Origin of the sequence: Marinobacter algicola DG893, assembly GCF_000170835.1 — a bacterium.
Classification (GTDB): Bacteria; Pseudomonadota; Gammaproteobacteria; order Pseudomonadales; family Oleiphilaceae; genus Marinobacter; species Marinobacter algicola.
In genome coordinates, this window is the sequence record NZ_ABCP01000002.1 from 364,230 (window position 1) to 390,635 (window position 26,406).

The window sequence follows — 26,406 nt, forward strand, 5'->3', positions numbered from 1 at the left end:
GGCTCACAGTTTCACGCAGATGTTTTTCATTTCGGTGTAGAACTCCAGGGAGTGCACACCGCCCTCACGGCCAATACCGGACTGCTTGCTGCCACCGAAGGGTGTGCGCAAATCTCGCAGGAACCAGCTGTTGACCCAGATAATGCCTGCCTCAACCTGGCCTGCGACTCGGTGAGCGCGGGTAATGTTCTCGCTCCAGATTGCTGATGCCAGTCCGTAAGGAAGGCTGTTGGCCAGTTCGATAGCTTCCTCTTCGGTGTCGAACGGGCACAGGTGGACACAGGGGCCGAAGATTTCATCGGTAATCACCGTCGAACTTTCCGGCAAACCGGTCCAGATGGTGGGCTGAACCCAGGCACCACCGACCAGCTCCTCCGGCATATCGGGAACGCCACCACCGGTCACTACCATGGCACCGTCATCAACGGCTTTCTGGTAATAGGACAGAACCTTTTCCCGGTGTTTGAGGCTGACCAGTGGCCCCATATCCGCCTCGGCATCATCCGGCGGACCAATCTTCATGCCTTCTGCGGCTTCTTTCAGTCGGCCAACGAACTCGTCGAAGATGGAACGCTCGACGTAAACCCGCTCGGTGCCCAGGCAAACCTGGCCACAGTTGGCGAAGGCTGAGCGCATGGTGCCCTCGATGGCCTTGTCCATATCGCAGTCGGCGAACACCAGGCCGGCGTTCTTGCCACCCAGCTCCAGGGAGATATCCCGGATGCCCTTGGCGGCAGCCTTCATGATGACTTCGCCGGTGCCGGTCTCGCCGGTAAAGGTGAAACCATCCACCAACGGATGCTCGGTGAGGAAAGCCCCGGCGGAATCCCCACCGAAGCCGTGAACCACGTTGAACACCCCGTCCGGTACGCCAGAGTCTTTCATCACTTCGCCCAGCAGGGCGGTGGTGGTGGGGGTTTCCTCGGAGGGCTTGACCACCACGGTGTTGCCACAGGCCAGAGCAGGCCCGACTTTCCAAGTCATCAGCAGCAATGGCAGGTTCCAGGGGCTGATCACGCCGATCACACCTTTGGGGCGACGAACGGCATAGTTAAGGGCTCCGGTGCCATCCGGTGTTGGCATCTCGAAGGATTCCGTGGGCACGTTCTTGACCATGTCAGCGAACACCTTGAAATTCGCAGCGCCCCGGGGAATGTCGATGTGGCTAGCCATCGACTTCGGCTTGCCGGTGTCGAGGCATTCTGCCTCGAGGAACTCGTCAAATCGCGCGTTGATGCCGTCGGCCACCTTGTGCAGGATGCCGCTCCGTTGCTCCAGCGTCATCTTGCCCCAAGGGCCATTCAAGGCCGCTTTCGCAGCCTTGACGGCGGCATCCACCTCCTCCCGGCCGGCTTCGTGAACCTTGCTGATCAACAGGCCGTTAGTCGGATTGATGTTGTCGAAGAGCTTGCCGCTGGCCGACCCAACGTACTGTCCGTTGATGTAGTGTTTTATGTCTTTCATTGCTGCTCATTCCCGTGAAGCCAGTATTGGGTTAGGTCAGCACCGTCATGAACCGTTCGTTCAGTGCCCGGTCGTGGTAGAAAATCGCTTTGCCAAGCTCTTCCGTCTTCCAGGTGACCGGCTTGTGATCCGGGTAGAAGTAATCACCGCCACAGAACACTTCGTTGCGGTTGCCGGACGGGTCGAAGAAATAGATGGTCTTGCCGTGGGTCAGACCGTGACGGGTCGGACCGATATCGATGGACGTATCGGTCATGGTGATCAGGTCCGCCGCCCTCAGGACGTCTTCCCAGGTTTCCAGGTGGAAAGAGACGTGGTGGAACTTGCCCTTCTCCTCGTGATGGATAAACGCCACGTCGTGCTCTTTCATGGAGACGGTCAGGAACTGCGCCACCCGTGTGCCTTCCGGATCCAATACTTGCTCGACCAGATCGAAGCCCAGGACATTGACAAAAACATCGTAAGTCGCCGCCAGCTCAGGACCGTAAAACAGACAGTGGTCAAAGCGCACGGCTTTCATGCCCCTCAGACCACGCGGCCAGGCCTCCGGATTAACACTGGAAAGACCCCATTTACCCGTATAGAGCTTATCGGCATACAGCTCGAAGGCGTGGCCGGAAGGCACCGTGAAGCGAACACGACGACCGCAATCCTTCAACTCCTCTGCCGGTACCTGCTCAACGTCAACGCCGTAATCCACCAGGTCTTTTTCCAGCTGGACCAGGACCTCTTCGTCAACCACCTTGAAGCCCATGAAGTCGCAGCCAGGCTCGTCCGCTTCGCGCAGGACCACGGAGAACTTGTCCACTTCAGACCAGGCCTTCAGATACACCCGCCCCTGGTCGTCGCGATCGGTTTGAATCAGACCCATCAAGCCCGTATAATGCTCAATGGCTTCGCCCATATCGAGAACGCGGATCTGGACGTGGCCGGGACGCATGACACCCTTTTTCATGGCAATCACCTCAACAGTTTTGTTGTTTGCTTCGCAAGTGTCCTCTCAGGAAGAGGCATACACTCAATGATTAGATCCGTCAGAGGATAGATCCGGCAGGCTAGAACTTCGCCTTTTTCAACGGCTTCGGGCGGGGCATGCCGCCTGCTCATCTTGCCGCACTCGAAGTGCCCTTCCAGAACTTGGATCTTACAAAATCCGCAACCACCACCCCGACAGCCCACAGGAACACACTTCAGACCCCTCTGCTCCATAGCCTTGAGCACACTCTGGCCCTCCTGGCAGGTAAAGCGGTCTCCCGTTGTGCGATTAGACACCTGAAATCCGGCCATGGCTCACCCTCAAATCAGATCTCCTTGAGGAGCCCAACGTTACATTTCAAACGTGCCGTCAGCCGCTCCCAAGCATTTCTCCATAGTTAGTTCGAAACTATCTTCCTAACTTGAGGCAAAGGCGCACTACTCAACCACCGGCGTAATCAGTGCGAACTTCTTAATTGGAGCAAAGGGTTAGGTTACCCCTGATACCCGCCACCCACCGGCAGCACCGTACCTGTGATATAGGAAGCCTCGTCAGACGCCAGGAAAAGTATGGCATTGGCCTGCTCTTCCGGTACGCTGTAGCGCTTCATGAAGCTCGTTTCGGTAGCCTCATCAACGATAGCCTGATACCACCCCTTCTCCAATTGGCTCATGGCTTCACTATTACGAGGAATCCGCCGCGGGCCAACATCAGTACCACCGGGTGCTACTGCATTGACACGGATTCCATATTTGGCATTTTCAAACGCCATACACACGGTCAAAGCGTTTACGCCACCCTTGGCCGCCGCATAGGGCACACGGTTAGTACTTCGGGTTGCAAGGGATGACACGTTCACGATCACTCCACTTTGCTGCTTTTGCATCTGTGCCAAAACTGCATGGGAACACCAAAGGGTCGGAAACAAGGAGCGACGAATCTCGGCTTCGATCTGCACTTCCTCGTAGACTTCATAGGGCTGGACCCAGATCGTACCGCCAACGTTATTGATCAATATGTCGATGCGGCCAAAATGACTTACCGCCAAATCGACTGCCTTGCAGGCATCCGCGTACCGTTCCAGATCAACGACGCTTATCTGGACGCTTGCCGCGCCAGCGTCCAGGGCCTCCTCGGCCACCTCTTTGACGAACTCGGAGCGATCCACCAGCAGCAGGCTAGCTTTTTCGGCAGCCATCTGAAGGGCAACAGCACGACCAATACCTTGGGCAGCACCGGTCACCACAACGACGCGGTTTTCAAAACGTTCAACTCTCATTTAGCTATCCTCATTTACTTGCCGCAAATTTTTCATAGTGGAAGCTGGCTGGCTGAATACCTTTTTCCTGCATATAGCAGTCCACCGCTTCTACCATCGGCGGCGGGCCACAGAGGTAGATGTCCACATCGCCATCATGCAGGTGTCCGGGTTCTATATAGTCGGTGACATAGCCCTTCTGTGGCCAGCTGCTATTTTTAGAGGCAACGCAGGAACTGAATGTGAAGTTATCGATGGCGTTTGCGAAGGATTCCAGCTTATCCATGTCAACCAAGTCAGCATCGTGAGTGACGCCGTAAATCAGATGGATCGGGTGTGCACAGCCATCCCGCTGGATCTTTTCCAGCATCGCCAGGAAGGGTGCGAGGCCGGTGCCACCAGCCAGCATCAGTACGGTGCGCTGGATGTCACGCAGGTAGAAGCTGCCGAACGGACCGCACAGCGTGATGTTGTCACCTACCCTGGCCTTTTCTGTCATATAGGTACTCATCAGACCTTCGGGTACTACACGGATGAGAAAGGACACCGACCCATCAGCTTGGTTGATTAAGGAACTGAAGGAGTAGGCACGCCACTGATCAGTTCCCGGCACCAGCACTTTGACATACTGTCCCGGCAAAAAGTGCATGGCACGCAGCTCATCACTGGCAACGGTGAATGACAAAGTTGATTCTGACAAGCGATTGATGTCAAAAAGCTTGGCGCGTAAATCGGCCTGCTGACTCCTTATACAAACCTCAGAGGAAGCCGGTACTGTGACGACGCAATCCGACTCCGGAATCATCTGGCAGGTCAAAACATATCCGCGCCTAGCCTCCTGATCAGAGAGCGCATCCTCGATATACCCACCCATCTCGTAGCTGCCGGACTCACAGTGGCATTTACAGGTGCCACATGCCCCGTCACGGCAATCGAGCGGAATATTGATTCCGGATCGGTACGCCGCGTCCGCCACTGCTTCCATTGGTAAGGTTGTAATAAATCGAGTGAAGCCGTCCTCAAAATTGAGCGCTACCTTATACATTCTTTACTACCTTTTCATCAAACGGTTAACCAGGAAGGACGACCGTGAGAAGTTCAGACCATAAATTTGTAGACAACTCACACATGGTAGATGTCCAGCACATGATCTATATAGTCATTTTTCAATATTACTTTCTTTCTTGAGATTGCATAATTCTCGTCACTATTAACAATCAACTCAACGAACGTGACACCGAAATATGTATCTACTTTATTATATCTAAAACTTTTTGTAACCCAGTTATACCGAACACTACATGATTCTTTACTAGCATCAGTTATCTCTATATTGCTTATCGAATGAAGCGTCCTGGGATCGGGCTCACTGCTTGCTCCCGACCGATCGGTCTGGATACGAAATACTCGATCCTCGAGGCCGTCACGGCTATCATAGTACATCAGTGAAATTTCGGTTCTTGGGTTACTTGTAAGATTACCATCATCATCCCAAGAGGGCATCCAAAACTCGACACTCTTATCATAATGCCGAATCCAGAATTCAAAATCTTTATCATCCAAACAGCGGGCTTCGGAATATAAAAATCCACAAACTTTTTCGTAATAAAAAGTCATAACATCTCTCCAGATAATTTCATCTTTTATAAATAATTCGCCCTTCCTCATCAGGTATGTTTTTTAACGTATTAGCCCAATGTTCATGCTGAACTACAAACAGCCCCTCATCCTCGCTTTTAGCACCACTTAGCAGCGGAAATAGATCAATATCTTTCGCCGCTTCATCTTGCCCATCAATCCAATGCTTAGCCCCTCGACTAAGATCATTCCAAGGCACCTCGGAAGCTTGAAAACCGTTCTGACAGGAACGAAACTGCTCTAGATCATCCGGTGTTGCCATACCAGTAGCATTAAAGAAATCTTCGTATTGCCGAATACGTAGAGTACGCGCACCTTCACTTTCGTTCTTAGGCGCAAAGCAATATATCGTCACTTCAGTTTTAGTCGGTGAGATTGGGCGAAAGTGACGAATTTGAGTACTCGTTTGATCCATTAAGAAAACATTTGGATAAATTCCTAAGTTCCTCATATTGGAAATCATCCAATCCGCCTTATTCTCACCATACTTTCTGGAGAGCTCTTGTCTTTTTTCAGCCAATGGTCTATCTTCTGGATTCGGCACTTGCATCCATAATAATATGTGCCCATTCTCGAAGGCGTAAAATCCTCCTTTTTGCTTATTCCAAGTACTAAGATCCAAAGTCTTTGCATTAGTTTTAGATAGACCCTGTTTTCTTCTTGCAACTGCAGCAACGTAGTTCCAGTGGACAGCCGAAACATGATATCCATCTGCACCATTTTCTGCCTGCATCTTCCAGTTACCATCGAACGTATAAGTGGAAGCACCTCGTAGAACTTCAATACCATCTTCCGATTGGTTGATGATCATATCGATTATTTTTGTAGATTCACCCAGATAATCTTTCAACTCTTGCACATCAGGATTCAGACTTCCAAAAAGGAATCCACGGTAAGACTCGAACTTCGCAACCTTTTTGAGGTTCAGTTCGCCTTCACAGTTGAATGAATCAGGATATCCCGAATCTTTTTCGTCCTTCACTTTGAGCAATTTCCCCGAATTATTAAAACTCCAGCCATGAAAGGGGCATGTCATAACGGATTTGTTACCTTTCTTCGTCCGACAGAGCATCGCTCCTCTGTGAGTACAAACATTGAGGAAGGCATCAAGATTGCCGGCTTTGTCTCGCGTTATAATCACCGGCTGTCGACCAATGTAGGTCGTAAAGAAATCGTTATTTTTTGGAATTTGGCTTTCGTGGGCAAGATATACCCAGTTACCTTCAAAAATATACTTCATTTCTAGCTCAAAAATTTCCTCATCAGTGAAGGCATCCCTCCGTAGCTTATAAATTCCTTTCTCCGAATCCGTGACAAGCATTGACTCGATTTTCTCTTTTATGCGGTCTGACATATATACCTCACGACTTCTCAATTAATAGAGAATGAACCAAACTTGTAGTTATCAACGTATAAGACTACCGAGTCGAGACGCTTAAAAAGGTCCCTCACCAAGGCAAGGGACAAAGACCCAACATGGAGATAAACAACGATGGTTCGCGTTAATATTCTCTAAATTAGTCAGAGATCGAAATCCCATTACTGCATTCATTGTCCGGCTTCTGCAATCACAACCATCTCCGCAGTTGCCACAGCGACTTGATGAGGATGCACAGGCGTTGACGCCCGTATTGGTTGAGGCCATCGTTGAGTTTATTCAGTCCGTCGAAGCCCCGATATCGCCCTTGAGGCTGGGCCATGTCGCGCTGAATGTGGATGCCTTTCCCAAGGACAACAGGCAGTCCCATAAGGAAGGCGTCAACAAGGGGTATGACGGCCATCTCCCGATAGCCGCTTCCCAGGGGCGGGGGGCTGGTGCCAGGGTTGCGAGCTGCGCCCTGGCAGCCAGCATGCCAACAACGGTTTCCTAGACACGCTCCGGCGAATTCTGCCTCAGGCCCGGGCACTCACGGACAAGCCCATTCTGTTGCGCCTGGAACCTAGACCGTGACGACAAGATGGAAGCGGTACTGTCAGAAGAAGTTTCGGACGAGCTCGGGTTCCGCCGAATCCTCAAGGAGACCGTGCACATCAGCGACGCCAGTGGACAGCTGTATCTGGAACCGGACGTTAGCCTCGAAGGCTGGATCGCGTCCTTACCAGCCGACATCGCCAACGAGCAGCAAGTCATGGCACTGTGTAGCTACCACGCCATCAGTGAACAGTTCTACAGTGAATTCAAGACCGACCTGGACCTGGAGTGTCTACCTTCGGGCAAGCTCCACACCAACAACCTGGCAATAGCTTTCGCCACAATGGTATACAACCTGCTGCGCTGGATGGGCCAGAGACTCACCGGCCCGAATGCGCCACCCAGCCGAACGCCGTCGCCTAAAGATGATGATGCAAGAACTCATTTACATGGCGCGCCGACTAATTCACAGCGGCCGACAATGGCTGCTGCGATTTGGCCGACACTTTCCGGGTTTTGTCATTTATCGGGACCTCTATCGAGGTCTTGCCTCTTCCGGATAAGTCACTCGAACATCCCGTCACCTTTAACTCACCCGGCGCCCTAACCGGGACCACTGTCTATTGTCTGAATCTCATGAACTAACCACAAATTGATCAATTCGACTCAACGACCGGCTTTGCCTGGGCAGGTGGGGAATCAATAGCTCAACTTTGGCCATATTCCTGGACAAATTGGCTTGGGGCGCGCCCGCCCGGGTATATTGAGGAGGTGGAGTAACTGATTCAAGTTATGACAAACAAAGTATCCTAACATCCCAATAGTGTTATCGGGATATTGTCTGACACCAGAAAAACACAAACAGCATCAGCGTGTTAAGAAATCTCAGAACTAGTCCCCAAAATCAACGATAATACGGACATCATCAACTGCACAGAATTCGTTGCCACCATCGACCAGATCACCTTCTCCAAAGCAGAGTACCAGACCAAGAAGCGGAAACCCCGCCGCGAAATCTTTCTGGAGCGAATGGGCAAATTGATTTACTGGAAGCAGCTGGAGAAGAAGGTAGCCCGTTATTACCCCAAAGGCCCGAAAGGACGACCTCCGTATCCGTTGTCTGCGATGCAGCGAGTCCACTGCATGCAATTGTTCTATAACCTGAGCCACCCGGCGATGGAAGACGCTCTGTCAGAGCTTCGAATTCTTGCGGCAGCGTGGCATCATTAAAGAGTTGGTAACTTTATGAAAGCCTGCAGCGAACTTCCAAAGCATGCTCCTTTATGGGAGCATGCTGCGTTTACGGAAGCGCCGTCTATTCATTATCCCCCTCGACCTACTCGCTTGGCTGGCTGGCTGGCTGGCTGGCTGGCTGGCTGGGCATCAGTATAACTCCCCACATGGGCAGGCGGGGCGACTAGATATTAAGAAAAGGAGTGTGACGACAGATCGTATGCGAGGATTATCTCAGAATTCAAACACCTCCCTGGCAGACCTAATTGAAAAGTACTTGCTAACAAAACTTGACGCTATTCCGACCTTCATCAGTTTTCGCTCTTTAACCGAAACCAGAGGGCATAAAGCGCCGGCACAAACAATAGCGTGATCAGAGTGCCGACCGCTACGCCCCCGATAAGGACATAAGCCAGCGGCCCCCAGAACAGGTCAAAGGTCAGAGGTACAAACGCCAGAACGGCCGCCAGGGCAGTGAGCACCACAGGGCGGGCGCGTTGGACTGCCGCCTCGACCACGGCTTCCCGGGCAACCAGCCCTGCTTTGAAGTTGTCCTGCACCTGTTGGGTCAGAATCATGGTATTTCGCATCAGGATGCCGCCCAGGCCAATCAGTCCCAGCAACGCGGTAAAGCCAAAGGGTTGATTAAACAGCAGCAAAGCCAGCACAGCCCCAATCAGACCCAGTGGCGCGGTGGCGAGAACGGTCAATGTGCCGATAAATGAACGCATCTGAAGCATGATTAAGATCAGCATCAACGCCAACATCACCGGTTGTAATGTCTGGATGGACGCATTGGCTTTGGCTGATTGTTCCACCGTACCGCCGATTTCAATACGGTAACCCTCCGGCAACTGTTCACGCAGGGCGATCATCGCACTCCAGATTTCCTTGGTGACATCCGGTGGCTGGGCACCTTCTACATCGGCCTGAACGGCCAGGAAGGGTCACGGTTGTAACGCTTTATGACGGGGTCCTCGTAACGAACCTGCCACTTGCCCAGTTGCTGTACGGAAAGTTTGCGGCCGTCGCGGGTTTTGATCTCAAGATCTTCCGGCATGATCACTTCGCCACGGGCATTACGGGCCACCAGTTGAACGCTCCTTATGCCCTGGCGCAGTTCGGTGACGGCCACTCCGCGAAGTTGGAACTGCAGTTGCCGGGCAACTTCCGCCGGGGTCAGGCCCATCCAACCCAGATTTTCCGGGTCCATATCAAGATAGAGCGTGGGTACGCGCTCATCCCATTCGAGATGCGGCATGACGATGTTCGGATGCCCGGTCATGAGAGTCCGGATCTGGTGCGCGATCTCTCTGAGCTGATCGGCTTCCGGACCCAGCACACGAAAACTGACCGGCCAGACCACCGGGGGACCGTACAGCAAACGCGTTACACGCACTCGTGCCTCCGGAAATTCACCCGCCGCGACTCTGGCTTCCAGTGCCGAGATGATGCGATCGCGCCCTTCAACGTCCTGCCCAATGGCAATCAACTTGGCAAATGCCGGGTCCGGCTGCTCGGGGTTGGCCGATACGAAGAATCGGGGCGCACCGGCACCGATGTAAGCAGAAAGGCTTTTCACCTCCGGCATGTCCATCAGAATCGCTTCCAGGCGTCTGACACTCTGATCCGTGGTGGCGATAGCGCTCCCCTGCGGAGCGTAGACACTGATCAGAACTTCGGGGCGATCAGAACTGGGAAAAAATTGCTTCTGCACCTGGGTTGCCATCCCGAAAGCACTGATCGCCAGCAAACCCACTGTGATAAAAACGACGGTTTTCCGGTACTGTACACACGCTGTGATCACCCCGCGCAACCGCTGATAAAACGCGCTTTGGTAGAGGTCCTGGCCCGTATGCCCGGTGTAATCGGGCAAGAGTTTGACGCCCAGATAAGGCGTAAAGGTTACCGCCACCACCCAGGAAATTAACAACGAAAAAGCCAGCACCCAGAAGATGTTGCCGGTGTATTCTCCCACCCCGGACTGGGCAAATCCGATGGGGACAAATCCGGCCACCGTCACCAGCGTGCCAAAGAGCATGGGCGCGGCTGTTACGCTCCAGGCATGACTGGCTGCCCGCACCCGGTCCCAGCCGCTCTCCATCTTCACAATCATCATTTCAATGGCGATGATCGCATCGTCCACTAACAGGCCCAGTGCGATAATCAAGGCACCCAGGGTGATGCGGTCCAGGTTAATGCCCGCCATTTTCATCAATAAAAAGGTCAGGCCAAGGGTCACAGGAATCGCAATGCCCACCACCAAACCCGCGCGCAGACCGATCGCCAGTATGCTGACCCCCATCACCACGACCAACGCAACCAGAAACTTGACCTGAAAAAGATCAACCGCCTGAGTAATCGCTTCCGCCTGATCGGTCAGGGTCTGTATTGACATTCCCAGGGGCAGTCTGGCCTGTTCAGCTCTGACAAACTCGCGCAGCCGCTCGCCAAATTCCAGGCCATTTTCACCCGCACGCATGACCACACCCAGGAGGATCGCATCCTCACCGTTGGAGCGGACGATGTAGTTCAAAGGATCTTCATAACCTAAACGCACCTCGGCCAGATCAGACACGGTGATATGCTGGTCTCCGATACGCAGAGGTACTGAGGTGAGGCGTTCAATGTCAGACAGGTCGATGTTGCTGCGGACATAAACCCGCGGGCCGGCAATATCAACAAAGCCAAGAGGCTGAAGACGGTTGTTGGCCTCTATCGCCTGCAACACCTCTTCTGCCGACAAACCAAGGTTGTTGAGCCGGTCCTGATCAAATTCGAGATACACCCGCTCAGGACGCTCCGCCAAGAGCTGTGCTTTTTGCAAGCCGGGCAGCCGTTGCAAGCGATCCCGTATCGATTCTGCCTCTCGGGTCAGTTCACGCATTGGCATCCCGGGTGCCGTCAGGGCCAGCAGGGAGAAATACACATCCGCGAAATCATCGTTGACGATGGGGCCGATCACACCCCGGGGCAGGTTGGGCCTCTCATCGAGCATTCGTTTGCGGACTTGATAGAAGAGGTCCGGCACTTTTTTGCTGGGCGTAGAATCCTGGAATCGGATAAGCATGGCGGCCTGCCCGGGCCGGATGGTTGTTTCAATGGTATCGGAATACGCCACCTCCTGAATTCGCTTTTCCAGACGATCCACGACCTGATTCTGCAGCACCTCGGGGGTTGCTCCTGGCCAGACGACAGAAACCACCATCGCCCGGACGGTGAACGCAGGGTCTTCCGCCCGGCCAAGGGACGAGAACGCGTAGAAACCGGTAACAACGGACAGCAAAAGAAAAAAGAGGGTGACCGAACGCTCGCGCACTGCCAGCGCGGAAAGATTCGGTAAGCTCATTGAGTCAGCTCCCGCACCGCCATGCCAGGCGTGAGCAGGTGTGTCCCTAATGCGACGATAAGCGTTCCCACGTTGATATCGGCCTTGATCTGCGCATACTCCTCGCCCAAATCAATAACCTCGACCGCAAGGGGCTTCACCGTGCCGTCGGAGATCAACCAGATCTGCGGCGCTTGCCCTCTCTCATCGAGGGCACCCAGCGGTACGCGATGGCTGGACGCGGTTTGCTTCTGTGATAACCGCACACTCACCACCGAACCCAGGGTTAAAGACGAGGGGTAGGGGCCCTCCAGGCTGTATCGGGCACGCCAGCTCCGGCTTCGGGGGTCGGCAGCCCCGGCAATCTCTTTCAGACTCACAGCAAGCTGTTCGCCATTAGGTAAAGGAAGATAACCGCGTTCAGGGGGATTACTGCCCTCTGGTAAAAAAACCTCGACTTCCAGCGATTGATCTTCAGCCAGAACGGCAAGGGTTTGTCCCACACCCACAACCTGGCCGGGTTCAACGATGACCTCAGTGACCACGCCCGCATTAGCGGCTTTTAGTTCCGCATACCCCAAGGCATTCTGAGCCTGCTGATTGCGTGCAGAAGCCGTTTCCACCTGGCTGCGCGCCTCACGCTCTGCCAATTCAAGGCGTTGCAGAGTTTGTTCGCTGACAAACTGACGTCCTACCAGTTGCTGCTGGCGCTGGAGTTCATCGGTGGCAATGGCCAGGGCCGCTTCTGCACGCCTCAGATCCGCGGCGGCCCCCTCCGCCGTTGCCACAAGGTCTCGTGTATCGAGCTTGAACAGTAAACGGCCTTTTTCCACGCGCTGACCGGGATCGATGAAGCGCTGTTGAATCCGGCCGGCGATCTGAAAGGCCTGAGGAACTTCGTGACGGCCTCGCAGGGTTCCTGAAAATCTCTGCGCTGCTGGGTCTGCCGCCTTTAGAACAACTGTTTTTACCCAGGGGATAGAGGCGAGAGCCTCTGGGGGCGGTTCCGAAGACTGCTGACAACCAGACAGAAGGAGCAGCGAGATAAACAGTGTCAGCATACAGCGCATGGCAGGTGTCCCGATTGGCAAAATTCAGGTGTGGGTATCAGTTCTCGCGGTGTCCGGACAAAGCAAGTTGCAAGATGGCATCGCGAACGGTTTCGTTCTGCTCCATGGGCAGGAAGTGGGTCGTACCTTCAAGAACCATGACGTCAGCCCTGGGCAGCAGGGTCTGCAGGCGTTTTCGCGCCGCCGGCGAGAAGGTTGACCCGCGTTCCGCCGCCAGCGCGATAACCGGGCACCGCAACTGACGAATACCGGGCCAGGGGTTGTGTTCGGTATGGGCAAAGGTGGTGCTCTCCCACTCCGGCGCACACGCCAGGCGAACTTGATCGTCCTGCGGCAGGAAAGCGTGTTGGATGTAGGCCTCCAGCCATGCTTCGGGCCAGGTCTTGAAGCCACCGCGGCCACGATAGTTGTCCAGCGCAGCAGCGTGCGAGTCGAATACCTGGCGCCGACGTGCGGCTCCGGCGGCCAGTGACAACCGATGTGACTGGCGTAGCAGCTTGGCCAGCCACAACTTCAGGCCCTGCCCCGGATCCATGATCACCGGTTCCGCCAGAATCAGGCCCAGCACTTTGTCTGGCCGTCGGGCAGCGGCCATGATGCTGGTGGTGGCACCGATGGAATGGCCGGCGAGCCAGACCGGCTCGTCCAGGCTACCCAGCAGAGCGGTCATGTCGCGATAGTAGGTTTCCCAGCCCCGGAATGTCGAAAAGTTCGCCGCACCGGCGCTGGCCCCGTGCCCCCGCATGTCCCAGGCCAGGACATTGACGTCCGTGGCAAGCTCATCAAGGAGGGGGCGGTACAGGCGGCCATGGAAACCCGTTGCATGCGCCCAGTGCACCGTGGGGCGCGCTTTGGATTGCGGCCAGCGCCAAAGTGCGATCTCCGCGCCATCCGGCGCCTGGAATTGGTCGCGTTCAGGGTTGTTGTGCTTATTGTTCATGAAGATCTGCTTCTTTGGCCGCCATTGTCGGGAGCAACAACTGAACCTGACCGCTGGCGATCAGTTTGCTCTTATCGCCCTGCCAGCAGGTCACCCGGACCAGGCTGGTCCGCCTGCCTTGCCGGACGATCTCGGCGCTGGCGAAAGTCGATCGGGCCTGCGCGGAGCGGAGGTAATTGATGTGGCTGTCGAGAATGCGTGGGCAACGTGTCTCTGTATCCTGGCTTTGCGCAGCGACCCGCGCAATGAGTTCGATCAGTGCACCAATAACTCCGCCATGGAGGGCGGGGAGCATAAAGTTGCCAATCAGGGCCTCACGACATGGCATATGAACCACAAGACCTGCGTCATAGCGTTGAACCTCAAGCTCAAGATGCCGTGCGTAGGGAATGCGCTCCAGCAGGGCTCCCCAGTCGGAACATTCTTTCTCCTTTTCCGTAGGGCTTGAACTTTGTTGTGCCGAATCGCCGATAGTCTTCATGCACCCTCCTTTGCTCGTCCACCTGCATGAAACTGCTGGCCCTGGGTGTTACGCATGAAGGTGGCGTTTGCCGTCGCTAACAGCGCACTATCACCCTCGCTGAGGATGTCGCAATGGATGAACGCGACCTCGTCTGTTAATTGACGACAGATAGCCACTGCTAACAGGGCACGGTCGCCAATGGCAGGGCGCAAATAATCCATGCGCAAATCCAGCGTGGCAGTGGGCGACAACTCCCGGGCTTCTGCGAATACCGCCAGTCCACTGGCCGAGTCTGCCAGCGAGTAGAGCACGCTGGTGCAGATCTCTTCGCTACTATCTTCGGCGAACATCCAAGACTCAGGGGTCAGGCGCATGCATACCTGGTTTCCGTTCACAGAGACAACCTGCATACCCAGATCCCTGCCGTGAGGAACCTGTTCGGTGAACTGCCACGCCGTCGACACAGCATCACTATGCTGAACTCTGTTCGAATCCGTCATCAGATCTGCGCACTCCGGTTTGCATTCCACACAGGGGCGGGAATGATGGGAAACAGCTGATTTTCATAAGTCATTGCCATGTCACTTTCTGCCGAATAACATTCGTTGCTGGATTTTGGTTGGTTAACCAACCAAAAGTCAAGAATCTGTTGAGGGAAATGGCTCGCCGCCGGTGTAATGGCGTACCATCAGTGAAACGAGTCTGGTGGCGGCCGCTCTGATGAATAAAAAACTGGCTTGCTGAGGAGATGTTTAAGCCATGGTTGACAGAAAGATTACTCCTACAAGCAAACTGGGCGATCAGGGCAATATTTTGTCTAACGCAGCCCGGCTTTTTCGTGAGAGCGGATTCGAAAGGACCTCGCTCAAGGAGATTGCCGATGCCTGCAATATGCTACCCGGAAGTCTGTATTATCGTTACAGTACCAAGGAAGCGCTCCTTGTCGAGCTGATGCGCCGGGGAGTGGACCTGGTGACCGCAGAGGTCGAGTCGGCTTACGCAAGCTCGGACGACCCGGTTGAGCGTTTGCGTCTTTGTATCAACGCGCATCTGCGCACCCTGTTGGTGGATTCGGACGCGGTTTACGTGCTGCTGTTTGAATGGCGGGCGCTCGGCCCGGAGGCTCGCGAGGAAATCATCGAACTGCGTGACCAATACGAGTCCCTGTGGGCTGAGATCCTCGAAACAATGATTGAACAGGGCGTGATCCGGAAGAATGTTGACGGCCGATTGCTCCGCCTGATCGGCCTTGGGGCGCTCAACTGGGTTGCAACCTGGTTCGACCCGAACGGGGCTCATTCACTCGACGCCATTGGTGATTTGATTTGGCAAATCGCTATGGACGGTGTGATCAATAAAGGGGTTCAGGCATAGGTTCTGGCTTCACAAACGCAAGTAGCCTCTGTTTATGATCACTAATCATACGGATGCACTGTTTGTGATCTGACATTTTGCCTGAATTGCTCAGGGGACGGGTCACACCAGCGCTTGAAGGCGCGTCTGAAATTGGCACTGTCGTGATAGTTCATCAACGCGGCAATGGCCTCGATTGACAGTTGGCTGTCATGCAAGTAGGTCGCTGCCTGCTGGGACAGAATCTCGTCGCGAATTTTTCGGAAACTGCGGCCTTCGCGCTTGAGTTTGCGTGCCAGGGTGCGTTTGCTCATGAATAAAGAGGCTGCCGCTTCGTCTTCACTGAGCGTTCCGGGCGGTCGGGACAACATCATCTTCGTCAGGCGGGTCTGGTAGCTCAGTTTATCGGACTGAAGTTGCGCAAGCATGGTTTCACGCTGTCGCATGGCCAGACGATAATTTTCATGGTTGGCGGAGGAGTTCGGTTCCCGACATAATTCCATCGGCAAGCTGAATTTGAACTGGTTGCAATCAAAGTGAATCTGCCCGGACAAAAAGTCCGAATACATTGCGTGATACTTGAGCTTCGGTTGGGCGAAGCACACTTCGGCCTCGTGCAAAGGGCGGCCAACACGGCCGTGAACTAAGAGCCATACCGCTTGAAAGTTGGGAACCAGGCACAACCTACCGTTACGTGCCGACCGATGGTATTACCAATCAACAGGGTGCCCCCTGTGCACCAGACTTCTTAGCCAGTATGCCGACCCGGGAAGGAGCCTTGGGGATCTTTCGTCAGACGGGCAATCGCTTGAAAACCGATTTATTGCCATAGATATAACCAGAGCATCCGTACCTCTGCCGCTGAAAAACCTCCCGGACAGGGATGTAAATACTAACCTGAAACTGGATCCCGCAGAGCCTGAAGCGATTAGCGGAATCCCTGAAAATGCCATGAAGCTTACCATCACGGAGATCAGTAGCGGGGTTCTGGAGGACAACGGGCAGATTGGCTGTAAAGTAGGTGCCTCAGTTTGCGATGAGTTCAAAAAATTTATCTTTCTGACGGCAAACCTGAATGTTGAGATAGCGGGTGAACCAACAGTTGCCGAAGATGGCAGCATGCGAGTACGCGTGAAGTTGCGTCCTTCGGTCTGCTTACCACACCCAGCAACATCTGGGTCGATCTGAGCAATCAACTGCTGGCAGCACTTGCAACCAGTGATTTAAAGGCCTCTCAAGAGTTTGACATAGGCCCTCTCGTCTTGCGCATGCGTTGCCAGGGCGAAAACCGAGACGATCTCATTAATGGCGTAATTGTTCAAAAAGATGGCGAGCTGACTTTCGAGACCGAGCCGGATGTATACCTTGATGCACCGTATCAGAATGCCAGACTGAGTGGTTTAGCCAATACCCGCCTTGAGGACAACCTCCGCAGTTTTCCAATCGATGGACTGAAGCTTTCCGGCCCGATGAGTTTCCTTGATGATGGGCAACTAGTTATCGACCAACGAAACGTTGAACCGATATTGCTTCTGACCTGCCTCTTGGGTGAAGCAACTGTGGGTGGGTTTGCTTGAAGAAGAGTCCGCAATTTTTAGTTTCGGAACCGGACTTCTTTGCCGCCTATTCGGCGGAGTTGTTAATGGAGTAGTAAACTTAGTGATCGACATAAACACGGAACTGACAATAGAAATCGCTCCGAATGAACTTCACCTCAGGTATGTGTCGCCTTAAACACAAAACTGATTAAACCCGATATAAGGCCGGCCTCAGGGCTGGACTTTTTGAACAGATAAATAACGTGGCCCATTCATTCTCTCGCCTCGCAGCCATTTCCTGATAATCGGATTGTAACTTGAAACCTAAAAAATCCGGGAGAACCGCGTACAATACTGAACACACTACCGTACCTGCCATCTCCGCGAACCTATGTTCGGCGTTGCCGTTGACGGGAAGAACGGCAGTCTGCCTCTGTCAAGGGCGGCCGCACTGACAGGGTCATCCCGATGCCCTATTTTTCATCCTCAGAGGCTTGAACATTTAAATGTTCCAACAGATCGCTCAAGCTCTGGTAATACATGCCGTAGAACTTTTCCAGATCGGCAAGCTTGGCGCGAGTGCGGTCATTCGTAATCGTCGACTTGGCTTCCGCGACGACCGATTTTGCGGTCGCATATCTTTTAATCTGACCTTCTAGGAAAGCAGTATAAGGGTTGGGACGGATTGAGAAAAAATATTGCCGTTCACCTAACGCTGAACGACGTTCGACAATGCCCAACCGTTCAAGAAAGCAGGTATTTGTACTCACGCTGGCCTTACTGACACGCAACAGACCCACCAACTCTGACGAACTGACCGGGTCATCAGACACGATGAGGACCGCCCAGATTTGTCCTGCTATGCGGGAAAGCCCCTCTGCTTGGGCTAACTGGCCCATGCGTTCAATAAAGCGCGCGTCTGATTCAGTGAGTATTTTCATAGTCAGAGGGCCCGTGCGGGCCCTGCCAGTCCTCCAACAAAATGCGATACGGATTAAACGCGTACTTTAAACGGTCGCGTCGCATTCCTACAAGCTCAGGCTTGATTGAGCACGGTCTTCGCCAGGCGTGCCCTGCCAAGGGCCAGTACACTTGAACGCGTCTTGGCGCTTTTCCAAGCACTGATCACGCCATGGTGTTAAGGGGCCGCCGGAAACGTGCGAGAGCAAATCCGAAAAGGGCGGCCCCGACAACGGCGATAGCCAGGAATTGTGGTCAGACGGGGGTGAAGCCCGCGCCACGATAGAGGATCGCCTGGGCCAGCACCACGAAATGCGTGTTGGGCGAGGCAAGAATGATGCACTGGACGGCATCTTTGGCTGCAAGTTCTTCGCTACTCGCCAGGCGCCGATGCGCTGCGCCGAGCTGTTCTCGCCTCTGGGCAATGAGCACCTCGACAGCCTGCTTCTCAGCTTCCCTCTGGGCCACTGGCTCTGTGCCCATCCGGACGCTGCAAACGCGCTTGAGCCTCGCTACGCTGTGCCTCCAGGACAGTTGTACCATTCTCGCCAGTTCATCGCCGGCTCTCAAAAACTCTCCTTCACCGGCCAGAAAATCCCTGACCCGGCCGACTGTTTTGGTGGCAATGTTAATCTCAACCGCCTCGACTCTTTCGGCTGCTTAGACCACCTGACCCACGCTGCCAAGCCAACGACAACTAAAGCGGTCAGGCCACGCACCCACCCAGCCCTCAGGAGAGTTTTGATTGTGTGCTTTCCCCACCAATTCCTGCCGCTCATCACAACTCTCCATGTTCTGGTGTATTGACCGCTTAATCAACCGTTTCTTTGGCCTCAGTTTGCGCGGTTAATAGCACCCCGAAGACGCCGCCCATGGCACGATAGAGATTAACCATCGAACGCAAACGGTCGCGTTTCGTTGCTACAAGGTCGAGCTCGGTCGTGAACCAGCGTCGCTCAGCGTCCAGGACCTCCGGGTAGCTGGAAGCACCGCCTTCAAAACGCAGCCGGGCACGTTCAGTAGTGTTGCGCAGGGCTGCTACTTGTCGAGCCCGCGTTTGCAGGCACTCGTCGGAGCCGCGCAGCCCTACTAGGGCGTCGAGCACCTCCTGAAATACCGTCTGAATGGCTTGACGGTAGGCAATCAGAGCCTGGCGCTGACGTGCCTCCGCCTGATTGACTAATGCCTCGGCGCGCCCGAAGTCCAGCAATAGCCCGACCAACGCCACCCCCAGTTGCCAGGTAGATGCGGATCCCTGGAACAGATCGCCGCCGGTGGCACTTTGTTGACCCTATTGGTCGCGGTAATGACATCCTCCATCATCTAACGCGGATCCCGGCCCAGCAGCACCTCCATTGCATTTGCAACAAATAGACGCGCCATCAAACTCTTCTCTGCCTGCATATAACTAACCTCTGAATGGACAAAAGACTCAAAGACCGTTCGATCCATGCCTTTACTTACAACCAGGTAGACAGAACGATCGATCCAAACTGATCGAAGCCGTCCTTTTCCTCGAATTCTTCGCTGCGCCACACGTAGGTGTAGGCGATCTGCCAGCGATCCCAGGTCAATGCCGCACCTACCTGAGCGTCGCCAACCCATTCGCGGCTATCAACCGAGTGGCTGTCCTCGAAACTGTTGCCGTCTAAAAACAGGTTGTGTGCCATATAGCGCCCTTCAACGGCAGCGAAGACGTACCAGCTAAAGCCCCGATTAGGCCGAAATGAAGATTGTCCGCCTTGTGCAGGGGCGACTGACGGAATGCCGAAACTACGATCAAGACCCTCCCCCAAACGAAATCCAAGGCCACTGGAAGCGTAGGTATACAGGTTGCCGAGCGCAAACCCGGCAGACGGTCCGTATTCAACGGTCAGCTCAGCGAAATCCTGCTGAACAAACCAGGCACGTTCGTAACCGAAATTGATGACTGGCTCGTTATCAACCTGGTTGTCCCACCCCCTCGGCTTGGCTGACGCAATAAGTTCATGGGTATTTCGTTGGACCATTTCGGCACCAGAAGCCGGTCCTACCATGCCCACGTCGATATACAAACTTTCTGCCAAACGCAAGCCGCCGAGCTTTCTTTCGTTCAGTAGCGAAATCCCGCCAAACAAAAGGCCGGCATAGGGACGGTCATCTTCAATAAGCGCTTCCACCTCTATGTCTTCCGGCGTATAGATCTGTTGGCCAAACCGGTAAGTTACACCGGCAAGACCACTGGCAGACCAGCCCGGAATAAAATCCGCAAGACGGCGGGTCCAATGTTGATCAGCCGGCTCGAAGGCCCAGATTACCTCTGCGCCGTTGGTATATTGACCATCGCCGCCGGCGGAAAACGCATCGTTTTCCACTTTCAGGGACAGCAGGCCTCCAGCGGAAGCTGATGTCACAAAGAACCCCAGCAACAGACCTGAGCACCAATTCCGATAACATTTTCTGCAACATCGAGATTTCAAGGAAGTTCCCTCTGCCAAAGTCGGGTTAAACCGGCTGCAAAAGAACTTGCTCCCGGGTGCTGACTGACCTTTTCGGTGATCGGCCAAAAATGATGAGACGGCTGCTCGTTCAAATTGTTCAGTGCAAACTAAAACTAACACGGATAATTATTGACAGCTAGCCGTGGTGGAATTGTCCTGCACCGTTGTAATTTGAGGAACGCCCCGGCTCTAATTTTTTCGCTCGAACCTGAAAAATGCCTCGGACTCAAATATTTTTGAGGTTGGCAGAATTCTCCATAACCCGTTCAAGAACACGCAGGGCAACTTCCAGGTCTGTGTTTTCAATGTCTTTCAGCATCTCGTGCCGCAACACACTCGCCCGCTCATTTAATGTGCTCATAAAACGCTCGCCGGCATTGGTGAGATAAAGCAGCTTGGTCCGCCGATCACGCATGTTGGGCCGGCGTTCAATGAGACCCTGCTCCTCGAGGCTGTCAAGCAGGCGGACCAATGTCGGATTCTCGACGGCCATCAGGTGGGTTAACTCCCGCTGGGTCAATCCACCACTACGCTGAAGGCAGACCATGGTGGACCAGCGCGCCTGCGTAACCCCCAGGTCATTCAGGCGTTCATCCAACAACTTGCGCCAGCGCCTCGCTACCCGGGCATTAGCGAAAAGAAACTGATCTCGAGGGGTTTTCTGATCCATGTCACTGCCCTGCTATCGATGATTCAGTAACAGTAAATCGTAAGCTAATCATTAGGGCAAACGTAAGTTACACATTAACCAGATTTCCGCCAGATCAATATGCAACATCACGCGGATTCCCGGGCCAGCTCATAAGCTTCCGGTGAGACATGGAACTTCTCGCTCCTCCGGAGACAGCAGGCCTTCAGCGGACACTGATGACACAAGGGGACCCAGTAGCAGACCTGAGCGCCAATTCTGATCACGCCGTCTACAACATCGAGATCGCGATTTCACCGAAGGGCTCTATGCCAAAGCTGGATTGAAGCGCACGCCAACGAACTTGCTCCCGGATGCTGACTTACTGTCTACAACACCGATTTTTTCGGTCGACCACAAATGATGAGACGCTTGCCTTGCGTGTTTTGATACAGATTGAGCTTTCTCCCCAACCAGCCCAGCGGTTGCCCGCTAAGTGCTAGGCGAGAATCTGAACGGCCTTGCACCAGCATCTATTTTTATCCAATCATCAGGTTGCTGAACGCAACTTTTTCAGAGTCTCCGTAACTCTATTTTCGGACCGCTCATATAATGACCGGACCGAAGGGTCGATTACGTTCCCGAAGTAGCCTGACAGTCAGTTCACAATAACTCTGCTAAGATTTTCTAGGACCAGTAACAAATGGCCTTTACATCCTGATACGCTACTTTGCTAACCATTGTTTCTCTTGCTCGCACTCCATGGTGCGATATTCGCCTGTGAGCACCAGAAAACGTCTCGTCCAGATAGGTTGTTGGCCAGCGCAACGACTTCTTGATGAGCCGTTGTTCCAACTCCGCGACAGTTGCATGCCAGGTAAAGTCTGGCCTCGGCTGCTCTAAGAGGAGGATTGATAGTCCTTTGTTAATATCCGGTTTATCCACTTCCAAGAGTGCGTAATTTCGGCTTGCGTAGTTCAATACTCGATACGACAAGCACCGGGGGTTTCCGACCGCCAGCAGGCGTTTTGAGTAGTCTTTCAACACCGGCAGCTTCCTGATACCCCCAAACAGCAATCGGCATCCTCTATTTTCGAGCAACTCAATCATTGCGGGAAACGCGTCAAAGTTACGAGTATAAAGATGCGAATCATTACTTTGATCGTCAACGGCATCAAATCTGCCCGCCGGCAAGTCACCCTGAATAGTCGGCTCGTCGGTTATGATTTCCGGTTGGCCCTCACCTGGCTCACTAGCGGTTTCCGAACCTCTTGCTCCAGGACTGCGACGGCCATTATAGACTTTACGGACCGTCATCATTAGACGGGAAAACGGAAGTTTGACCGGTGGGACATCAAGGATGTGGCTCCGGCCTCCAATGACGGAGATTCCTCATCATTAGTCAGTGGCTGGTCAATGGGAGTTGATGCCCCTTGAAGGCTCCCACCGTTACCTTCTTTCTGTCCGATAAATCGAGGATCTATGGAGTCGCACACCGAGATATGGTGCCGGAGGTCATTCATAACAGCGCCCAGTATGCTAGTAACAAAACGGAGCTATCGCATCAGCCACCCCCGGTGTGCGGGAGAGGCCGATGCGTTGATTCAAATCGCCCCAACAGGAGCAGGGCTGCATATTACACGTTGTTTAGTCTCGACCGTCACTTGATCGGTGCAGGGCACTACTGGAAACTCACTGTAGGTGCGTTCTCGGATTGGAAAGTGGCTGCGGCATGACAAAGGCGGGAAGGTCACAACTTGGTTCGACGTTAGTTAATTTGACAGCACCGAAATCTATTTTTGATTACTGAGCAGCGATCATCTCTGGATGAGCTGAAGAAATAAACCCGGCCAAGTCGAGAGGAACAGGGGGCGCCCCGCTCCCTGCTCGATGCAGTTCGATACAGCAAAAACGCTAATTCTGAACGATCAATTCAGAACGCGTACTTGGCCATGACTTCGACCTGCTGCCCTTCCGGAGCCAGCGGGCCAAAAGCCAGATTATACTTCCGCCATTCAACCCCGACTTCCAACTCTGGAATGATGTTATGAATCAAGTTCACGCGTTGGCCCTCGTAATCGGTCTCTGCCTGGTCGTCCACCTCGACTTTGGTGTAAGCCACATTGGCGCGCCACTGATCGTTGAAGACATAGCGAAAACCAGCATTCAGGCCGGCTTGGCTCACAGCATCTCCATTTTCGACGTCGTCGGACAGGGAACCGTTCACGCCTACGCCTGTAAAGGCGCCCAGACCTTCACCATAGTGGGCATTGAGGTTCAGACTATGGCGACCCAGCATGACTTTGGTGCCGACGGCAGCGCCGGCGACGAAATCCCCGTTGTCTACTTCCCGGCCACTGGCGGTCAGGATAATCCTGTGACCACCCTCCAGATTGAGGTTGTAATTGATGGCGAGATCAGGAATATCAGCATCAGCGTATACCGGATCCTGAGCAGTTACTCGCAGGCCCTGGAACTCGTAACTGGCTAGAGTAGTACGAAAGTTCAAACCGGCCAGGGTGCCACGTGGGCCACCCAAGAAGTCGAGGTAGTCGGTGAAGGCCACAGCCCAGAACTGGCCGGTCCAAGTCTGACCAACAGTGGTGTTATCAATCTTGATAAAAGCGTGGCGCAAACGCCAGTCGCTGTTCTCGCCCGGATAGACGCCCCCATAGAAGTCTCCCTCTATGAAGCCTATCACGGTGTGTCCCTGCTTTTGGGTTACGGTTTTCAAGTTGAATCGGCTTTGGTTGGCGCGACCAAAAATGCGGCTATCACCATTTTCGGGATCCTCGAAGATGCCCTCCGCCTTGAGGAATCCCGCGACGCTGAAGGAGGTGTCGTTGTAGGTACCGAGATCAACCGCGTAGGTTGCAGGTACGGCTCCGAGGCTGGACGCGATCATAAATGTCAGCGAAGAATTTCGATAGTTCATGGTTTTATTTCTCCATTTTATTGAAAACCAAGAATCGCCAATTTGAGCAATGTTAACTATCCGATAGATGACTATTCTTATCCGTTTCTTGTAAATCTATAAACTCAATGCCCTTTCAACCTTTTCTAGGTTCCGGTCAAGTTCTGCCGAGCTGCCGTCGAAGTGCACTCTTCCCTTGACCAGGACCACGTGACGGTCACACAATTTTTTGAGCGCCGTGATGTTCTTGTCCACCACCAGAGTGGAGATATCGGACTCCCGAATAGTGGCAATGACGTTCCAGATATCCTGGCGAATAAGTGGTGCCAGACCTTCAGTGGCCTCGTCCAAGATCATCAGGCGCGGGTTGGTGACCAAGGCTCGGCCGATGGCCAGCATCTGCTGTTCGCCCCCGGACAGTTCGGTGCCCAGGTTGGACAACCGTTCCTGCAAGCGCGGAAAGGTTTCCATCACCCTATCGTAGTCCCAGCTGGCTTGGCCATTACTGCCGGGACGGGCCGCCATCTGCAGATGTTCCTTCACCGTCAGGTTGTGGAAAATGCCCCGCCCCTCAGGCACGTAGGCGATGTCCCGGCGCATGCGTTTCCAGGTAGGCAGCCTGCCGATGTCTTCGCCATCGAAATACACGTGGCCACTACGGGGCGGCACGATGCCAAGAATGGACTTAAGGGTGGTGGTCTTGCCCATGCCGTTGCGGCCCATCAGGCTCAATGAGTGGCCCTTGTCGAGCCGAAACGAGAGGTCGTGCAGGATGTGGCTGCGCCCATACAGGGTATTGATGTTCTTGATTTCCAGCAGTGCCGTACTCATGCTACCCGCTCCTTTGCATCGTCCTCTTCCGCTCCCAGATACGCTTCTTTCACTTGCGGGTCGGCCCTTACCTCATCTACCGTGCCGGTTATCAGGTGACAGCCGTTATCCAGTACTGTGAGTTGGTCTGAGAGCTCGAAAATGGCATCCATGTCGTGCTCCACCAGTACGATGCAGTAGGTTTTTTTGAGCTTCTTGAGCAACTCGATGATGCGCTGGGACTCCTCGTGACCCATTCCGGCCATGGGTTCGTCCAGCAACAGGATGCAGGGTTCGGTCGCCAGCACCATGGCGATTTCCAGCTGGCGCTGCTCGCCATATGAGGTCTCGGCGGCAATAGTGTGGGTCCGGTCCTCGAGGCCCACCTGCGCCAGGGCCTGCTCGGCTGCCTTGCGCACTAGCTCGTTGCCGTGACGGGAGACAAACAGGTTGAAGTTGCCGCCAAAGCGGCGCTGGGCCGAAATGGCGCAGTTCTCCAGGCAGGTCACTTCCGGGTAGATGTTGGTCTTCTGGAAGCTCCGGCCGATACCACGCCGGACGAATTTCCAGGGCTTCAGGGTATCGATGCGCTGGCCCTTGTGGAAGATACAGCCGGAGGTGGGCTTCAGGGTGCCGCAAAGCATGTTCAGCAGAGTACTCTTGCCAGCGCCGTTGGGGCCGACCACGCCGTGCAGCTGCTGGTCCCGGAACTGCAAACTGATGTCGTTGAGGGCCTTGATGCCGCCCCAGTATTTGCTCAGGGCTTCGGTTTCCAGAACGATGTCGTTAGCCATGGTTATTTCTCCAGAAGCTTTTCGAGGTAGCCAGCAATGCCTTTGCGCAGCAGCATGACCATCAGGATGATGGCGGAGCCCATGAACAACAGCCATTCCTCGGTCAGGTGCTCGAAGAAGTACTGCAAGCCCTCATAGGCGAAGGTGCCGAGGATGGCGCCGTAGATGGTGCCCAGACCGCCCAAGATGGACATGACCAGCGCCGTGCCCGACATCTCCCAGGCCAGGAAGGACGGATTCACGAAGCCATACTGCAAGGCGAACAGGAAGCCGGCGTAAGCGCCCAGGGTGCTGCCAATCACATAGCACGTGATCCGGAAAGCGAAGATGTTGTAGCCCAGGGCTTCGGTGCGGTCCGGATTCTGCTTGGTGGCCTCGACGATTCGGCCGAAGCGCGAACGCAGCAGCACCTTGAAGAACACCAGGGTGTTGAAGAGGGAGAACAGCGCCAAGTAGTAGAAGTGCTGCGGGTCATCCAGGTTCAGGAAACTGAGGCCAAAGATGCTGGTCTCGGGCTTCATGAAGATGAACACACCGTCGTCACCGCCGAAGTCCAGCGAGTCGAAGAAGTAATAGAACATCATCTGGGAGATCGCCAGGGTGATCATAATGAAGTAAATACCCGTGGTCCGGAGCACCACGGCGCC

Annotated in this window: 26 protein-coding genes and 3 pseudogenes; 6 read left to right on the top strand and 23 right to left on the bottom strand. The window is 54.1% G+C overall.

The features are described 5' to 3' along the window. Positions 1 to 3: 3 nt before the first annotated feature. From MDG893_RS03900 to MDG893_RS03930, 7 genes are all read right to left on the bottom strand, one after another. The gene (locus MDG893_RS03900; protein WP_007152421.1) at positions 4 to 1,464 is read right to left on the bottom strand and encodes a 2-hydroxymuconic semialdehyde dehydrogenase; all 1,461 of its coding nucleotides are present in this window, start codon (positions 1,462 to 1,464) and stop codon (positions 4 to 6) included. Positions 1,465 to 1,495: 31 nt separating this feature from the next. Continuing rightward, complete coding sequence (locus MDG893_RS03905) at positions 1,496 to 2,419, bottom strand: catechol 2,3-dioxygenase (protein ID WP_007152422.1); 924 nt, start codon at positions 2,417 to 2,419, stop codon at positions 1,496 to 1,498. 5 nt (positions 2,420 to 2,424) lie between these two features. Beyond that, positions 2,425 to 2,751, bottom strand: a complete 327-nt coding sequence (locus MDG893_RS03910) for a 2Fe-2S iron-sulfur cluster-binding protein (protein ID WP_007152423.1) — start codon at positions 2,749 to 2,751, stop codon at positions 2,425 to 2,427. A gap of 182 nt (positions 2,752 to 2,933) precedes the next feature. Next, positions 2,934 to 3,719: a 1,6-dihydroxycyclohexa-2,4-diene-1-carboxylate dehydrogenase gene (locus MDG893_RS03915; RefSeq protein ID WP_007152424.1), complete on the bottom strand. Its 786-nt coding sequence runs from the start codon at positions 3,717 to 3,719 to the stop codon at positions 2,934 to 2,936. Positions 3,720 to 3,729: 10 nt separating this feature from the next. Continuing rightward, positions 3,730 to 4,743: a benzoate 1,2-dioxygenase electron transfer component BenC gene (benC, locus tag MDG893_RS03920; protein WP_007152425.1), complete on the bottom strand. Its 1,014-nt coding sequence runs from the start codon at positions 4,741 to 4,743 to the stop codon at positions 3,730 to 3,732. A gap of 77 nt (positions 4,744 to 4,820) precedes the next feature. Then, positions 4,821 to 5,315 (bottom strand): aromatic-ring-hydroxylating dioxygenase subunit beta, encoded by a 495-nt coding sequence (locus tag MDG893_RS03925; protein ID WP_007152426.1) that lies wholly within the window; start codon positions 5,313 to 5,315, stop codon positions 4,821 to 4,823. Between the two features lie 19 nt (positions 5,316 to 5,334). Then, complete coding sequence (locus MDG893_RS03930) at positions 5,335 to 6,690, bottom strand: SRPBCC family protein (RefSeq protein ID WP_007152427.1); 1,356 nt, start codon at positions 6,688 to 6,690, stop codon at positions 5,335 to 5,337. A 178-nt stretch (positions 6,691 to 6,868) separates the two neighbouring features. Here MDG893_RS03930 and MDG893_RS20610 point away from each other — a divergent pair. Together MDG893_RS20610 and MDG893_RS03940 are read left to right on the top strand one after the other, a co-directional pair. Beyond that, a pseudogene (locus MDG893_RS20610) lies at positions 6,869 to 7,811 on the top strand (transposase family protein); the annotation flags it as partial. Between the two features lie 397 nt (positions 7,812 to 8,208). Continuing rightward, positions 8,209 to 8,478 carry a transposase gene (locus MDG893_RS03940; RefSeq protein WP_482805259.1) on the top strand — a complete coding sequence of 90 codons (270 nt, stop codon included), beginning with the start codon at positions 8,209 to 8,211 and terminating at the stop codon, positions 8,476 to 8,478. Between the two features lie 314 nt (positions 8,479 to 8,792). On the opposite strand, the pseudogene MDG893_RS03945 reads toward MDG893_RS03940, so the two are convergent. The 5 genes and pseudogenes from MDG893_RS03945 to MDG893_RS03965 form a co-directional block, all read right to left on the bottom strand. Next, positions 8,793 to 11,830: pseudogene (locus MDG893_RS03945) on the bottom strand (efflux RND transporter permease subunit). Continuing rightward, a complete protein-coding gene (locus MDG893_RS03950; protein ID WP_007152434.1) occupies positions 11,827 to 12,879 on the bottom strand; it encodes an efflux RND transporter periplasmic adaptor subunit in 1,053 nt (350 codons plus the stop codon). The pseudogene MDG893_RS03945 and the gene MDG893_RS03950 overlap by 4 nt, the downstream one beginning before the upstream one ends. Before the next feature lie 37 nt (positions 12,880 to 12,916). Continuing rightward, complete coding sequence (locus MDG893_RS03955; protein ID WP_007152435.1) at positions 12,917 to 13,819, bottom strand: alpha/beta fold hydrolase; 903 nt, start codon at positions 13,817 to 13,819, stop codon at positions 12,917 to 12,919. Further along, a complete protein-coding gene (locus MDG893_RS03960; RefSeq protein ID WP_007152436.1) occupies positions 13,809 to 14,300 on the bottom strand; it encodes a PaaI family thioesterase in 492 nt (163 codons plus the stop codon). Before MDG893_RS03960 ends, MDG893_RS03955 begins: the two co-directional genes overlap by 11 nt. Beyond that, positions 14,297 to 14,782 carry a PaaI family thioesterase gene (locus MDG893_RS03965; protein WP_007152437.1) on the bottom strand — a complete coding sequence of 162 codons (486 nt, stop codon included), beginning with the start codon at positions 14,780 to 14,782 and terminating at the stop codon, positions 14,297 to 14,299. Before MDG893_RS03965 ends, MDG893_RS03960 begins: the two co-directional genes overlap by 4 nt. Before the next feature lie 259 nt (positions 14,783 to 15,041). Here MDG893_RS03965 and MDG893_RS03970 point away from each other — a divergent pair, with 259 nt between their 5' ends. Beyond that, positions 15,042 to 15,656, top strand: a complete 615-nt coding sequence (locus MDG893_RS03970; protein ID WP_007152438.1) for a TetR/AcrR family transcriptional regulator — start codon at positions 15,042 to 15,044, stop codon at positions 15,654 to 15,656. Positions 15,657 to 15,697: 41 nt separating this feature from the next. Here the strand turns inward: MDG893_RS03970 and MDG893_RS03975 are convergent, their stop codons facing one another. Next, positions 15,698 to 16,204: a helix-turn-helix domain-containing protein gene (locus MDG893_RS03975; protein WP_007152439.1), complete on the bottom strand. Its 507-nt coding sequence runs from the start codon at positions 16,202 to 16,204 to the stop codon at positions 15,698 to 15,700. 382 nt (positions 16,205 to 16,586) lie between these two features. On the opposite strand from MDG893_RS03975, the gene MDG893_RS03980 reads away from it, so the two are divergent. Together MDG893_RS03980 and MDG893_RS03985 are read left to right on the top strand one after the other, a co-directional pair. Further along, positions 16,587 to 16,823: a hypothetical protein gene (locus tag MDG893_RS03980; RefSeq protein WP_007152440.1), complete on the top strand. Its 237-nt coding sequence runs from the start codon at positions 16,587 to 16,589 to the stop codon at positions 16,821 to 16,823. A gap of 74 nt (positions 16,824 to 16,897) precedes the next feature. Beyond that, positions 16,898 to 17,212: a hypothetical protein gene (locus tag MDG893_RS03985; protein ID WP_151981989.1), complete on the top strand. Its 315-nt coding sequence runs from the start codon at positions 16,898 to 16,900 to the stop codon at positions 17,210 to 17,212. A gap of 434 nt (positions 17,213 to 17,646) precedes the next feature. Here the strand turns inward: MDG893_RS03985 and MDG893_RS03990 are convergent, their stop codons facing one another. The 5 genes and pseudogenes from MDG893_RS03990 to MDG893_RS04015 all read right to left on the bottom strand — a co-directional run bounded on the left by MDG893_RS03990 (position 17,647) and on the right by MDG893_RS04015 (position 21,283). Continuing rightward, positions 17,647 to 18,114 (bottom strand): GbsR/MarR family transcriptional regulator, encoded by a 468-nt coding sequence (locus tag MDG893_RS03990; protein WP_007152442.1) that lies wholly within the window; start codon positions 18,112 to 18,114, stop codon positions 17,647 to 17,649. A gap of 274 nt (positions 18,115 to 18,388) precedes the next feature. Further along, positions 18,389 to 18,703 (bottom strand): hypothetical protein, encoded by a 315-nt coding sequence (locus MDG893_RS21375; RefSeq protein ID WP_040474240.1) that lies wholly within the window; start codon positions 18,701 to 18,703, stop codon positions 18,389 to 18,391. Positions 18,704 to 18,944: 241 nt separating this feature from the next. Beyond that, positions 18,945 to 19,406, bottom strand: a pseudogene (locus MDG893_RS04005) (TolC family protein); the annotation flags it as partial. Positions 19,407 to 19,593: 187 nt separating this feature from the next. Beyond that, positions 19,594 to 20,526, bottom strand: a complete 933-nt coding sequence (locus tag MDG893_RS04010; protein WP_244264383.1) for a lipid A deacylase LpxR family protein — start codon at positions 20,524 to 20,526, stop codon at positions 19,594 to 19,596. Between the two features lie 313 nt (positions 20,527 to 20,839). Then, positions 20,840 to 21,283 carry a MarR family winged helix-turn-helix transcriptional regulator gene (locus MDG893_RS04015; protein ID WP_007152446.1) on the bottom strand — a complete coding sequence of 148 codons (444 nt, stop codon included), beginning with the start codon at positions 21,281 to 21,283 and terminating at the stop codon, positions 20,840 to 20,842. Between the two features lie 149 nt (positions 21,284 to 21,432). Between MDG893_RS04015 and MDG893_RS20880 the strand changes: the two genes are divergently transcribed. Next, on the top strand, positions 21,433 to 21,588 hold the full coding sequence (locus MDG893_RS20880; RefSeq protein WP_157132743.1) for a hypothetical protein: 156 nt from the start codon (positions 21,433 to 21,435) through the stop codon (positions 21,586 to 21,588). A 340-nt stretch (positions 21,589 to 21,928) separates the two neighbouring features. Here the strand turns inward: MDG893_RS20880 and MDG893_RS21380 are convergent, their stop codons facing one another. The 5 genes from MDG893_RS21380 to MDG893_RS04040 all read right to left on the bottom strand — a co-directional run. After that, entirely contained in the window at positions 21,929 to 22,561 is a 633-nt protein-coding gene (locus tag MDG893_RS21380) for a Tn7-like element transposition protein TnsE (protein ID WP_040474242.1), read from the bottom strand. A gap of 613 nt (positions 22,562 to 23,174) precedes the next feature. Further along, positions 23,175 to 24,176: a hypothetical protein gene (locus MDG893_RS04025; protein WP_007152448.1), complete on the bottom strand. Its 1,002-nt coding sequence runs from the start codon at positions 24,174 to 24,176 to the stop codon at positions 23,175 to 23,177. 96 nt (positions 24,177 to 24,272) lie between these two features. Further along, entirely contained in the window at positions 24,273 to 24,986 is a 714-nt protein-coding gene (locus tag MDG893_RS04030) for an ABC transporter ATP-binding protein (protein WP_007152449.1), read from the bottom strand. After that, complete coding sequence (locus tag MDG893_RS04035; protein ID WP_007152450.1) at positions 24,983 to 25,759, bottom strand: ABC transporter ATP-binding protein; 777 nt, start codon at positions 25,757 to 25,759, stop codon at positions 24,983 to 24,985. The genes MDG893_RS04030 and MDG893_RS04035 overlap by 4 nt, the downstream gene beginning before the upstream one ends. Positions 25,760 to 25,761: 2 nt before the next feature. Further along, on the bottom strand, positions 25,762 to 26,406 hold a 645-nt coding region (locus MDG893_RS04040; protein ID WP_007152451.1), incomplete at its 5' end, for a branched-chain amino acid ABC transporter permease.

What these genes read in the sequence shown, in the direction of transcription:
- MDG893_RS03965 (WP_007152437.1), bottom strand. Translation starts at nt 14,782, where the DNA reads ATGACGGATTCGAACAGAGTTCAGCATAGTGATGCTGTGTCGACGGCG.
- MDG893_RS03905 (WP_007152422.1), bottom strand. Translation starts at nt 2,419, where the DNA reads ATGAAAAAGGGTGTCATGCGTCCCGGCCACGTCCAGATCCGCGTTCTC.
- MDG893_RS04015 (WP_007152446.1), bottom strand. Translation starts at nt 21,283, where the DNA reads ATGGATCAGAAAACCCCTCGAGATCAGTTTCTTTTCGCTAATGCCCGG.
- MDG893_RS03980 (WP_007152440.1), top strand. Translation starts at nt 16,587, where the DNA reads ATGAAGCTTACCATCACGGAGATCAGTAGCGGGGTTCTGGAGGACAAC.
- MDG893_RS03915 (WP_007152424.1), bottom strand. Translation starts at nt 3,719, where the DNA reads ATGAGAGTTGAACGTTTTGAAAACCGCGTCGTTGTGGTGACCGGTGCT.
- MDG893_RS03900 (WP_007152421.1), bottom strand. Translation starts at nt 1,464, where the DNA reads ATGAAAGACATAAAACACTACATCAACGGACAGTACGTTGGGTCGGCC.
- MDG893_RS04035 (WP_007152450.1), bottom strand. Translation starts at nt 25,759, where the DNA reads ATGGCTAACGACATCGTTCTGGAAACCGAAGCCCTGAGCAAATACTGG.
- MDG893_RS20880 (WP_157132743.1), top strand. Translation starts at nt 21,433, where the DNA reads ATGGAACTTCTCGCTCCTCCGGAGACAGCAGGCCTTCAGCGGACACTG.
- MDG893_RS04025 (WP_007152448.1), bottom strand. Translation starts at nt 24,176, where the DNA reads ATGAACTATCGAAATTCTTCGCTGACATTTATGATCGCGTCCAGCCTC.
- MDG893_RS04030 (WP_007152449.1), bottom strand. Translation starts at nt 24,986, where the DNA reads ATGAGTACGGCACTGCTGGAAATCAAGAACATCAATACCCTGTATGGG.
- MDG893_RS03910 (WP_007152423.1), bottom strand. Translation starts at nt 2,751, where the DNA reads ATGGCCGGATTTCAGGTGTCTAATCGCACAACGGGAGACCGCTTTACC.
- MDG893_RS03970 (WP_007152438.1), top strand. Translation starts at nt 15,042, where the DNA reads ATGGTTGACAGAAAGATTACTCCTACAAGCAAACTGGGCGATCAGGGC.
- MDG893_RS03925 (WP_007152426.1), bottom strand. Translation starts at nt 5,315, where the DNA reads ATGACTTTTTATTACGAAAAAGTTTGTGGATTTTTATATTCCGAAGCC.
- MDG893_RS03950 (WP_007152434.1), bottom strand. Translation starts at nt 12,879, where the DNA reads ATGCGCTGTATGCTGACACTGTTTATCTCGCTGCTCCTTCTGTCTGGT.
- MDG893_RS03960 (WP_007152436.1), bottom strand. Translation starts at nt 14,300, where the DNA reads ATGAAGACTATCGGCGATTCGGCACAACAAAGTTCAAGCCCTACGGAA.
- MDG893_RS21380 (WP_040474242.1), bottom strand. Translation starts at nt 22,561, where the DNA reads ATGATGACGGTCCGTAAAGTCTATAATGGCCGTCGCAGTCCTGGAGCA.
- MDG893_RS03955 (WP_007152435.1), bottom strand. Translation starts at nt 13,819, where the DNA reads ATGAACAATAAGCACAACAACCCTGAACGCGACCAATTCCAGGCGCCG.
- MDG893_RS03990 (WP_007152442.1), bottom strand. Translation starts at nt 18,114, where the DNA reads ATGAAAATACTCACTGAATCAGACGCGCGCTTTATTGAACGCATGGGC.
- MDG893_RS03975 (WP_007152439.1), bottom strand. Translation starts at nt 16,204, where the DNA reads ATGTATTCGGACTTTTTGTCCGGGCAGATTCACTTTGATTGCAACCAG.
- MDG893_RS03930 (WP_007152427.1), bottom strand. Translation starts at nt 6,690, where the DNA reads ATGTCAGACCGCATAAAAGAGAAAATCGAGTCAATGCTTGTCACGGAT.
- benC (WP_007152425.1), bottom strand. Translation starts at nt 4,743, where the DNA reads ATGTATAAGGTAGCGCTCAATTTTGAGGACGGCTTCACTCGATTTATT.